We start from the raw sequence: 9,595 nt of genomic DNA on the forward strand, positions 1-9,595 counted from the left end.
CGTTTTGCTATCAAGGCGAGGCGACCAGGCGATAGCCGATGCCGCGTACCGCCTGCAAAAACAGCGGATTGGCCGGATCGCGCTCGATCTTGCGCCGCAGGCGGTTGATCTGCACGTCGACGGCGCGCTCGTTTACCGTGCCGCCCGAAGTCAGCGCCGCGCGCGGCACGGTCTCGCCGGGGCTCGTCGAGAGGATGCGCAGCATCTCGCGCTCGCGGTCGGTGAGGTGGATGATCTCCTCGCCCTGGCGCAGCTCGCCGCGCTCCAGATGGAACACGTAAGGGCCGAACGCGACCTGCTCCAGCGCCGCCACCTGCGGCGGTGTGGTGCGCTTGAGAATGTTGCCCATGCGCAGCACCAGCTCGCGCGGCTCGAAGGGCTTGGCCACATAATCGTCGGCGCCGATCTGCAGGCCCTCGATGCGCGCTTCCGATTCAGAGCGCGCGGTCAGCATGATGATCGGCACGGTGGAGGATTTTCGGATGAAGCGCGCCAGATCGAAGCCGGTCTCGCCGGGCATCATGACGTCGAGGATGAGCAGATCGAAATGCAGCCCCAGCAGCTTGGCGCGCGCGTCGCTGGCGCTCGCCGCCGTGGTGACGCGGTAGCCCTCGCCGGCGAGGAAGCGCGACAGCAGGTCGCGGATGCGGCGGTCGTCGTCGACCAGGAGCACGTGCGGGGCATCGTCGGCCGGCTGCGCCGGCGGTCGCGCTGCGGCCATCATCGCAATCCGGTTCATGCTTTCGCCGCCGGCTTGCCGCTGCCGAAGATCGCCTCCAGCACCTTGTCGGGATCGTCGCGGTCGATCATGGCGCGCAGGAACTGGCGGACGGTCTCGGTGCCGGCCGGACCGATGTCGGCAACCGCGCGGTTGATGCGGTCGGTCTGCAGCCCCGCCAGCTTGCCGACCAGCGCCTCGCCCTTCGGCGTCGCGTAGAGCAGGCGCTGGCGGCGATCGTTGTTGCCGGTCTTCTGGATGATGTAGCCCTCGTCCAACAGCTGCTTGAGCACGCGCCCGAGCGACTGCTTGGTGATGCGCAGGACGTCGAGGAGGTCGGCGACCTTCAGCCCGGGATAGCGGTGGACGAAATGCAGCACCCGGTGATGCGCCCGGCCGAAGCCGAACGCCTCCAGCTCATGGTCGGCATCGCCCACGAAGTCGCGGTAGGCGAAGAACAGCAGCTCGATGATATCCCAGCGCAAATCGCCCCCGCGGGCGCCGCCGGGGGAGGCGTCTGCGCCCCGCGAATCGGGCTGGGCGGCCGGCCTCTGGACATTTATGTCAGCCATATTGACATATCTTCGGTTCAATGTTACAAAACTGCCGTTCGCGACGAAACATTACGTCGTTTCGCTTGCGACAGCGTTTGAGGCGGCCTGTGAAAGCCAGCGATGGCGGTTAAGGCCGGCGAATTGGTCTACCGTGCGATTGTCGAGCGGCATATCGGCAAACATACTGGACTTCGCCAGCCCGCAAAAGCATGTCCTCGTGGCATGCGGCTGTGGTAACCCGCCGCAAGACGGGGATGGGCGAAGCCCGACGAACCAACAACGGCGCGCATCAGCGCCATTCCGGGAGTGAGCCCATGGCGGTTTCCTTGGCCAGCAAGCCGGCGCCCGTTCCGACACCGGGAAGCGAGGCAATGAGCTTGAAATTCGACATCCAGCCCACGGCACATCCGACGTCCGACGAGGTTCGCGCGGCAAGGCTCGCGGATCCCGGCTTCGGCCGGGTGTTTACCGACCACATGGCGATCGTGCGCTACGACCAGGCCAAGGGCTGGCATGACGCGCGCATCGAGGCCCGCGCCAATTTCCCGCTCGATCCGGCGATGGCCGTGCTGCACTACGCGCAGGAAATCTTCGAGGGGCTGAAGGCCTACAAGCGCGACGATGGCGGGGTGAACCTGTTCCGTCCCGATGCCAATGCGCGGCGCTTCAGGCATTCCGCCGACCGCATGGCGATGGCGCAATTGCCCGAAGACGTCTTCATCGAGGCGGTCGAGCAGCTCGTGCGCATCGACCGCGCCTGGATCCCCGGCGGCGAGGGCTCGCTCTACCTGCGGCCCTTCATGATCGCGAGCGAGGTTTTCCTCGGCGTGAAGCCGTCCTCGGAATACATCTTCGCCGTCATCGCTTCGTCGGTGGGCTCCTATTTCAAGGGCGGGCCCGCGCCGGTGTCGATCTGGGTGTCGGAGAATTACACGCGCGCGGCGATCGGCGGCACCGGCGCCGTCAAATGCGGCGGCAATTATGCCGCGAGCTTGCGCGCACAGGCCGAGGCCATCGAGAATGGCTGCGACCAGGTCGTGTTCCTCGATGCGGTCGAGCGCAAATACATCGAGGAGCTCGGCGGCATGAACGTGTTCTTCGTGTTCGACGACGGCTCGCTCTTGACGCCGCCGCTCGGCACCATCCTGCCCGGCATTACCCGCGACTCGATCATCCAGCTTGCAATGGACGCCGGCAAGACGGTGCGCGAGGAGCCCTACACGATCGAGCAGTGGCGCGCGGACGCCGCCAGCGGCAAGCTGAAGGAGGCGTTCGCCTGCGGCACCGCGGCGGTGATCTCGCCGATCGGCAAGGTGCGCTCGGCCAGCGGCGATTTCGTCATCAACGGCGGCGCCGCCGGCCCGGTCGCCATGGGCCTGCGCAAACAGCTGGTCGACATCCAGTACGGGCGGACGAACGATCCGCACAGCTGGATCCGCAAGGTGTTGTGATCGCGCGGCGAAGGCGCGACCGTGCAAGGAGAGCACGCTCTCTCACTCCCCCGCCCCGCTCTTGCGGGGAGAGGGTGGGGTGAGGGGCTCTTTCCATCCGATTCTCTGAATTCGCGATAAGCAGTGTGCCATGCCCCTCACCCGAAATTCGCTAGCGCGAATTTCGACCTCTCGCCGCAAAAGAGCGGGGAGAGGTTAATACAGCGCATGAACGCGTTGGCATTTCGAAGCGACAAAGTCGCCTGGACCCTCTGGCGGGCAGGTGACGATGACTTCAAATTTCTCAACGCGTCTCAAACTCGCAGCGGTCGCGGCCTTTGTCGCGTTGCTCGGTTCGGCAATTTACCTGATGGATGCGGCGGCCCAGAACCGTGCGCAGAGCCAGGACCGCTCGCCGATCATCGATGTCGCCAATGGCGATCCGGAAATGGCGACCGCGATCGGCAAGGCGCGCGCCACGCTGCCGGCGTTCTGGGCTTCATATGAGAGCCCGAAATCATCGGAATCCGGCCACTCCCTCAAGGTGCGTTTTCCGACCGGCGGCAGCAAGGGCGAGCACATCTGGATGGCGGAGGTGAAGAAGCTGACCGGCGGCCGCTATTCCGGCCGCTTCGCCAACCAGCCGCGCGATCTGCCGGGCAAGCGGGCCGGCGACCTCGTGCAGTTCACGGAGGCCGACATCACGGACTGGATGTTCATGCGCGGCGGCAAGATCGTCGGCGGCGAGACCATCCGCCCGATGCTGAAGCGCATGCCGAGGGCCGACGCCGACGCCTTGAGGGCGCAGCTGGAGGTGCCGTAGAAAACCCGATCTGGCGCGGTTGCCGCCGCGCGCCTCAGGCCGGCACCAGCCGCTTGACGTTGATCGCGCGCTTGCGAACTTTCGCCAGATCGTAGTTCATCTGCATCCTGAGCCAAGTGTCGGCGGTGCTGCCGATCGCCTTTTCGAGTTTTACCGCCATCTCCGGCGTGATGCCGCTGCGGCCGGCAATCAGGTTATGAAGCTGCTGCCGCGTGATCCCGAGACCCCGTGCGGCTTCGGATACCGAAATCGCCAACTCGTCGAGCGTGTCGCCGATCAGTTCGCCGGGATGGGGTGGATTTTTCATCTCCATGCTTTTTTCCTCAATGATAATCCACAAGGTCTAAATCGGAGGCCTTGCCGTTTTCGAATCGAAAAATGACTCGCCAGTTCGCGCGAACGGTGACTGCCCAAAAGCCTTTCAGATCGCCTTTCAGCGGGTGGAGGCCGAACGTCGGAAGCCGCATTGCTTCAATTGTATCCGCCGCCTGTAGCATCGCCAGGATCTGCTTGAGCTTGCGCACATGCTCGGCGTTGACGCCCCTGGCGTTATCGTCCTCGAAAAGCTGCCGCAGCCCCTTGTGCCTGAAACCCTCGATCATCGTTTTCCAGCCCGTTCCGCACTGTAAACTATGCATTTACATTTGTAAAGTGTGCCTTTACAGGTGGGCCGTCCGTCGGCAGCCCGCGGTGACAACACCCGGTCTCACAACGGTTGCCGCGGCGGGTTTCGGCTGGTACCAACGCGCCCCTAGCGTTGTGGACCAAATGGCCGACAAACCCAAGAAACCGCAGAAATTGAAGGCCCGCCTGCCGCGCGGGCTGGAGGACCGTGGCCCGGCCGCGATCAATGCCACGCGGGCGATGGTCGAGAAAATCCGCGAGGTCTATGAGCGCTACGGTTTCGAGCCGGTGGAAACGCCGGCGATGGAATACACCGATGCGCTCGGCAAGTTCCTGCCCGACCAGGACCGGCCCAACGAGGGCGTGTTCTCGTTCCAGGACGACGACGAGCAGTGGATATCGCTGCGCTACGACCTGACCGCGCCGCTGGCGCGCTATGTCGCGGAGAATTTCGATCATCTGCCGAAGCCCTATCGCTCCTATCGCTGTGGCTGGGTGTTCCGCAACGAAAAGCCCGGCCCCGGCCGCTTCCGCCAGTTCATGCAGTTCGACGCCGACACCGTCGGCAGCGGCTCGCCGGCGGCCGACGCCGAGATGTGCATGATGGCGGCGGATACGATGGAGGCGCTCGGGATTCCGCGCGGCTCCTATGTGGTGAAGGTGAACAACCGCAAGGTGCTCGACGGCGTGATGGAGTCGATCGGCATCGGCGGCGATGCGAATGCCGGCAAGCGGCTGACCGTGCTGCGGGCGATCGACAAGCTGGACAAATTTCCGATTCAAGAAGTCGAAAAGCTGTTGGGCGCAGGACGTTGGGACGGTGGTGAAGAGGGTAAAGGCGACTTCACCAAGGGTGCAGAGCTTGACGCTAAGGGAATATCGCGTGTCATCAATTTTACCGGTTGGGGAGATGTGCGATCCGGCTCAAAAAGTAGAATCGCGTCGAACGACGTAACGCTCGCGAACTTCGGCACTGTTGTCGAAGGCAATGCGTTGGGACTCGAAGGAGTTGCTGAGCTTTCCCAACTAAGGGATTTGGTGGCGGCTTGCGGTTACGATGATGGACGTGTTGTTATTGATCCCTCCGTCGTGCGCGGCCTCGAGTACTACACGGGCCCGGTCTACGAAGTTGAACTCCTCCTCGACACCAAGGACGAGAAGGGCCGGCCGGTGCGGTTCGGCTCGGTCGGCGGCGGCGGTCGCTATGACGGCCTCGTCTCGCGCTTCCGCGGCGAGCCGGTGCCGGCGACGGGATTCTCCATCGGCGTGTCGCGGTTGCAGGCGGCGCTGACGCTGCTCGGCAAGCTCGACACGCGTGCGGATTTCGGGCCCGTGGTGGTCACCGTGTTCGATCGCGACCGCGTCGCCGATTACCAAAAGATGGTCGCCGCGCTGCGGGGCGCCAGCATCCGCGCCGAACTCTATCTCGGCAACCCGAAGAACATGGGCAACCAGTTCAAATATGCCGACCGCCGCAATTCCCCTTGCGTCATCATCCAGGGCTCGGACGAGAAGGCGCGCGGCGAGGTGCAGATCAAGGACCTGATCGAGGGCGCCAAGGCGGCGGCCGCGATCGCCTCCAACCAGGAATGGCGGGAGACGCGGCCGGCGCAGTTCTCGTGCGGGGAGGACGAGATCGTCGCGAAAGTGCGCGAAGTGCTGGCGCGCCATGACGTGAAGTGGGGTTAGCTATTCGCGTGAGGCGTCATACGCGGGCTTGACCCGTATCCATCTTTCTTCAAATGATGGATTGCCGGGTCGAGCCCGGCAATGACGGTCCGGCGGAGGAGTCCGACCGAGTAAACAAGAAACAAAGGGAGGAAACAACATGCCCGAGGTCACCATCAGCATGGCTGCCGGCCGCACCGACGAGCAGAAGAAGGCCATCATGCTCGACATCACCAATTCGATCGTCAAGCATGCCAACGTCGATCCGGAAGCGGTGGTGATCCAGATCAACGAGGCGCCGCACAACAACAAGATGAAGGGCGGCAAGACCTTCATCGAGCGCAACGCGAAGAAGTAGGCTGCGGCGACGAAGCAAGCCGTCGTCCCTGCGAACGCAGGGACCCATAACCACGGCTGCTTGTGGTTATGTCACGCTGAGGCTCCAGCCTTCGTCAATCGACCATTTGTGGTTATGGGTCCCGGCTCGCGCTTCGCTTGGCCGGGACGACACCGGTGTTTTCCATGGACGCACGCGAATTCATCAAGGTCGGCATGAGCGCCGAGCGCACGCTGATCGTGCCGGCGGAGCGCACGGTCGGGCACTTCGTGCCCGGCATGCCCATGGTCTATGCGACGCCGATGATGATCCTGGACATGGAGATGGCCTCTGGCGATGCGATCCGTGGGCGCCTGCAAGGCGGCTGGGTCACCGTCGGCACCGAGGTCAATGTCCGCCATCTCGCCGCCGCGCTGGTCGGTGCCACCGTGCGGACGACGGCGAAGGTGATCGCGGTGGAGCGCCGCGTGATCCGCTTCGCGGTCGCCGCCTTCGAAGGCGAGCGCAAGCTCGGCGAGGGCGAACACGCACGCGGGCTGATCAACGTCGCGAAGTTCAACGCGCGGCTGGGGGCGTAAGAAACTCGTCATGCGCGGGCTCGACCCGCGCATCCATCATGAAAGGACTCTCTCACGAATGATGGATTGCCGGGTCAAGCCCGGCAATGACGGCGTTGCCATCACTTCGCCAGCTCGATCGAGCGCTTCGTCGCCGCGGCAATGGCGCGGATCATCAGTTGTTGCAATCCATCGCCGGCCATCAGCACTTCCAGGGCGGCCTGCGTGGTGCCGCCGGGCGAGGTGACGTTCTGGCGCAAGGTCGCGGCCGGCTGGTCGGAGCGGTGCAGCAGTTCGCCGGAGCCGGCCACGGTCTCGCGCGCGAGCCTGGTCGCGAGCTCAGCCGGCAGGCCGGCCTCGACGCCGGCGCGGGCGAGTTCCTCCGCCAGCAGGAAGACGTAAGCGGGACCCGAGCCGGAGACCGCGGTCACCGCATCCATCAGTCTTTCGTCCTCGACCCATTCCACCGAGCCGATGGCGCGCAGCAGCGCATCCGCGGTGGTGCGCTGCGCGGCGCTGACGCCTTTCGCGGGCACCGCAACCGTGATGCCGCGGCCGATGGCGGCGGGCGTGTTCGGCATCGCGCGCACCACCATGCCGCCGCAGACTTCCTCCAGTGCGGCGATTTTCGTGCCGGCCATGATCGAGACGACCAGCGTGGACGCGCCGACGAACGGCCTTACAGCCGGCCCCGCTTCGCGGAAGGTCTGCGGCTTCACCGCCATGACCAGTGTCTCGGCGGCGGCTGCGTCCTTCGGATTGAGGCGCACGCCTTTGGCCGCAAGCGCCTTGATCTCGTCGGAGGGATGCGGCTCGACCACGACGATGCGCTTCGCATCGAGCCCGCCGGCGAGCCAGCCCGCCAGCATCGCGCCGCCCATCTTGCCCGCGCCGGCCAGCACGATGGTGCCGGCGATGTTTTTCAGAGTGTCAGTGTTGCTCACAGCAGTCACCGCAATTCAGCTGTCGTCCCGGCGGAAGCCGGGACCCATAACCACAGGCGGTTCTAGTGGATGGAGGAGGCCGCAACAAGCATACAACTGTCATTGCCGGGCGTCGGCTATGTCCCCGGGCTGAACACTTGACCCGGCGATCCATCACCAAGAAGAACTTTTTAATGATGGATGCGCGGGTCAAGCCCGCGCATGACGAGGGAAACAAGCGGCCCTACGCCTCGCCCGCGGTGTCGAACATCGCCGCGTCCATGGCTTGCTGCGCCGACTTGCCGGCCCAGACCACGAACTGGAATGCCGGATAGTAGCGCTCGCAGGCATGGAGGGCGCTGTCGACCATGACCTCGCATTGCGCCGACGAGGCGGTCATGCGACCCGGCAGCACCAGCGCCTGGCGGTACATGATCATGCCGGTGTGGGTCCACAGGTCGAAATGGCCGATCCAGAGCTGCTCGTTGATCGCGGCGATCAGCCGCTGCACCTCGGCGAGCCGCGCCTGCGGGATCTTCATGTCGAAGGCGCTGGCCAGGTGCAGCGCCTCGATCTCGCCCATCCAGGTGAAGGAGAGCTGGTAGTCGGTCCACTGGCCCTTGGTGACAATCGTCACCTCGTCCTCGCCGGAGCGCTCGAAAGCCCAGTTGTTGTCCGACGCGATGTCTTCGACGACCGCGAGCGGGTTGCTCCGTGAATCAACGATGCCTTCGAGGAGGGACATTTCCGTCTCGACCTTTGGTTTCTTGTTTGGTTGCTACGCACGCGGGGACCGGCTGCGCGCGACGCTTTCCGCGTCGCCGCCGACTGCAATCCCCCGATCGGCTCGCGGCATCATTGGGGTCTGCGCGGATCAAGTGATGTGATTTGCGGAATCCGCGCAACCATGGCCGGAGTCCGTCCACAGAATGGGCTGTGGAATCCACAGCTCATCGCGGTCCCAATCGTTAATTTGAGAACAAACCGGAATCGGAATCGCTGCATTTGCAATTCGTTAACGAATTGGACGGGCCGGTTTCGAGGCCCTCCGGGCCGGGCGGCGATTCGATTTTGGGCATGGGGACATTCCGTTCCGGGGGGCAACGGGCCTTGCCCGCCGGAAAGTGCGCTTTATAGTTCCAGTCAGGCCGTTCCATCCCGGATCGGCCGATGTTCTCAGGGCGGGGTGAAAGTCCCCACCGGCGGTAAGGGCGGCAACGCCCAAGCCCGCGAGCGCCTTTCTCTCCGAATAGGGAGAAAGGGTCAGCAGATTCGGTGTGAATCCGAAGCCGACGGTCAAAGTCCGGATGGAAGAGAACGGTTTGCGGCGCTTCACGCGAATGGCCTTCGCGTGGGCACCGACGTTCCGTGTGCCCTGATTCTGGTCCTGAAAGAGGAGAGCCATGAATCAGACCTTGCTTGAAGCAGAAACCAAATCCCACATCCCCGCTACGCCCGAGCCGCCGCTCGCACCGGTGCACCCGCGGTTTGCGAAACCGCAGCGCATCGCCTTCGTGCAGGCCTGCTGGCATCGCGAGGTGGTGCAGGAGGCGCGCATCGCGTTTCTTGCGGAAATCGAGGCGCGGCATGTGCCGCGCTCGGCGGTCGATACGTTCGAGGTGCCGGGCTCGTTCGAGATCCCGCTGCATGCGCAGCTCCTCGCCAAGACGCGGCGCTACACCGCGATCGTCGCGGCCGGGCTCGTCGTCGACGGCGGCATCTATCGCCACGAGTTCGTCGCCGATACGGTGATCAAGGCGTTGATGGATGTGCAGTTGCGCACGGAAGTGCCGGTGTTCTCGGCGGTGCTGACGCCGCAGCAGTTCCACGAGAGCGCAGTGCATTACGAGTTCTTCCGCAAGCACTTTGCCATCAAGGGCATCGAGGTGGCGGAAGCCTGCGCGAGCACGCTGCATGGTCTGGAGCGCCTGCGCGGCCAGGTCGCGGCGGGTATCGTGTAG

General features: G+C 64.4%; 12 protein-coding genes and 1 riboswitch. Of the genes, 6 read left to right on the forward strand and 6 right to left on the reverse strand.

Features of this window, described 5'->3' with window-relative positions; all coding sequences use genetic code 11:
* Nucleotides 1–10: 10 nt before the first annotated feature.
* Both ACT4OC_RS10335 and ACT4OC_RS10340 read right to left on the reverse strand, forming a co-directional pair.
* On the reverse strand, nucleotides 11–739 hold the full coding sequence (locus ACT4OC_RS10335; RefSeq protein ID WP_444838881.1) for a response regulator: 729 nt from the start codon (nucleotides 737–739) through the stop codon (nucleotides 11–13).
* Nucleotides 736–1,290, reverse strand: coding sequence for a MarR family winged helix-turn-helix transcriptional regulator (locus ACT4OC_RS10340; RefSeq protein ID WP_444838882.1), 555 nt, complete (start codon nucleotides 1,288–1,290; stop codon nucleotides 736–738). The genes ACT4OC_RS10335 and ACT4OC_RS10340 overlap by 4 nt, the downstream gene beginning before the upstream one ends.
* 353 nt (nucleotides 1,291–1,643) lie before the next feature.
* On the opposite strand from ACT4OC_RS10340, the gene ACT4OC_RS10345 reads away from it, so the two are divergent.
* Both ACT4OC_RS10345 and ACT4OC_RS10350 read left to right on the forward strand, forming a co-directional pair.
* The gene (locus ACT4OC_RS10345; protein WP_444838883.1) at nucleotides 1,644–2,723 is read left to right on the forward strand and encodes a branched-chain amino acid aminotransferase; all 1,080 of its coding nucleotides are present in this window, start codon (nucleotides 1,644–1,646) and stop codon (nucleotides 2,721–2,723) included.
* Nucleotides 2,724–3,072: 349 nt separating this feature from the next.
* Entirely contained in the window at nucleotides 3,073–3,525 is a 453-nt protein-coding gene (locus ACT4OC_RS10350; protein ID WP_444838892.1) for a YegJ family protein, read from the forward strand.
* A 34-nt stretch (nucleotides 3,526–3,559) separates the two neighbouring features.
* Here the strand turns inward: ACT4OC_RS10350 and ACT4OC_RS10355 are convergent, their stop codons facing one another.
* Entirely contained in the window at nucleotides 3,560–3,838 is a 279-nt protein-coding gene (locus ACT4OC_RS10355; protein WP_444838884.1) for a HigA family addiction module antitoxin, read from the reverse strand.
* Nucleotides 3,839–3,848: 10 nt separating this feature from the next.
* Nucleotides 3,849–4,127 (reverse strand): type II toxin-antitoxin system RelE/ParE family toxin, encoded by a 279-nt coding sequence (locus tag ACT4OC_RS10360; RefSeq protein WP_444838885.1) that lies wholly within the window; start codon nucleotides 4,125–4,127, stop codon nucleotides 3,849–3,851.
* A 34-nt stretch (nucleotides 4,128–4,161) separates the two neighbouring features.
* Here ACT4OC_RS10360 and hisS point away from each other — a divergent pair, with 34 nt between their 5' ends.
* The 3 genes from hisS (at nucleotide 4,162) to ACT4OC_RS10375 (ending at nucleotide 6,732) form a co-directional block, all read left to right on the forward strand.
* The gene (gene hisS, locus ACT4OC_RS10365) at nucleotides 4,162–5,838 is read left to right on the forward strand and encodes a histidine--tRNA ligase (protein WP_444838893.1); all 1,677 of its coding nucleotides are present in this window, start codon (nucleotides 4,162–4,164) and stop codon (nucleotides 5,836–5,838) included.
* 139 nt (nucleotides 5,839–5,977) lie between these two features.
* Nucleotides 5,978–6,175 carry a tautomerase family protein gene (locus ACT4OC_RS10370; RefSeq protein WP_444838886.1) on the forward strand — a complete coding sequence of 66 codons (198 nt, stop codon included), beginning with the start codon at nucleotides 5,978–5,980 and terminating at the stop codon, nucleotides 6,173–6,175.
* 164 nt (nucleotides 6,176–6,339) lie between these two features.
* Nucleotides 6,340–6,732 (forward strand): thioesterase family protein, encoded by a 393-nt coding sequence (locus tag ACT4OC_RS10375; RefSeq protein ID WP_444838887.1) that lies wholly within the window; start codon nucleotides 6,340–6,342, stop codon nucleotides 6,730–6,732.
* 101 nt (nucleotides 6,733–6,833) lie between these two features.
* Here ACT4OC_RS10375 and proC read toward each other — a convergent pair whose 3' ends face one another.
* Together proC and ACT4OC_RS10385 are read right to left on the reverse strand one after the other, a co-directional pair.
* A complete protein-coding gene (gene proC / locus ACT4OC_RS10380) occupies nucleotides 6,834–7,655 on the reverse strand; it encodes a pyrroline-5-carboxylate reductase (RefSeq protein WP_444838888.1) in 822 nt (273 codons plus the stop codon).
* Between the two features lie 223 nt (nucleotides 7,656–7,878).
* Complete coding sequence (locus tag ACT4OC_RS10385) at nucleotides 7,879–8,379, reverse strand: YbjN domain-containing protein (protein ID WP_444838889.1); 501 nt, start codon at nucleotides 8,377–8,379, stop codon at nucleotides 7,879–7,881.
* A 423-nt stretch (nucleotides 8,380–8,802) separates the two neighbouring features.
* A riboswitch (FMN riboswitch) is annotated at nucleotides 8,803–8,957 on the forward strand.
* A gap of 80 nt (nucleotides 8,958–9,037) precedes the next feature.
* On the opposite strand from ACT4OC_RS10385, the gene ACT4OC_RS10390 reads away from it, so the two are divergent.
* A complete protein-coding gene (locus ACT4OC_RS10390) occupies nucleotides 9,038–9,595 on the forward strand; it encodes a 6,7-dimethyl-8-ribityllumazine synthase (RefSeq protein ID WP_444838890.1) in 558 nt (185 codons plus the stop codon).

The organism is Bradyrhizobium sp., from assembly GCF_052389815.1.
GTDB lineage: Bacteria > Pseudomonadota > Alphaproteobacteria > Rhizobiales > Xanthobacteraceae > Bradyrhizobium.

Bases quoted from the DNA above. Each gene is read 5' to 3' on its own strand.
- ACT4OC_RS10335 (WP_444838881.1), bottom strand. From the start codon at position 739: ATGAACCGGATTGCGATGATGGCCGCAGCGCGACCGCCGGCGCAGCCG.
- ACT4OC_RS10340 (WP_444838882.1), bottom strand. From the start codon at position 1,290: ATGGCTGACATAAATGTCCAGAGGCCGGCCGCCCAGCCCGATTCGCGG.
- ACT4OC_RS10345 (WP_444838883.1), top strand. From the start codon at position 1,644: ATGAGCTTGAAATTCGACATCCAGCCCACGGCACATCCGACGTCCGAC.
- ACT4OC_RS10350 (WP_444838892.1), top strand. From the start codon at position 3,073: ATGGATGCGGCGGCCCAGAACCGTGCGCAGAGCCAGGACCGCTCGCCG.
- ACT4OC_RS10355 (WP_444838884.1), bottom strand. From the start codon at position 3,838: ATGGAGATGAAAAATCCACCCCATCCCGGCGAACTGATCGGCGACACG.
- ACT4OC_RS10360 (WP_444838885.1), bottom strand. From the start codon at position 4,127: ATGATCGAGGGTTTCAGGCACAAGGGGCTGCGGCAGCTTTTCGAGGAC.
- ACT4OC_RS10370 (WP_444838886.1), top strand. From the start codon at position 5,978: ATGCCCGAGGTCACCATCAGCATGGCTGCCGGCCGCACCGACGAGCAG.
- ACT4OC_RS10375 (WP_444838887.1), top strand. From the start codon at position 6,340: ATGGACGCACGCGAATTCATCAAGGTCGGCATGAGCGCCGAGCGCACG.
- ACT4OC_RS10385 (WP_444838889.1), bottom strand. From the start codon at position 8,379: ATGTCCCTCCTCGAAGGCATCGTTGATTCACGGAGCAACCCGCTCGCG.
- ACT4OC_RS10390 (WP_444838890.1), top strand. From the start codon at position 9,038: ATGAATCAGACCTTGCTTGAAGCAGAAACCAAATCCCACATCCCCGCT.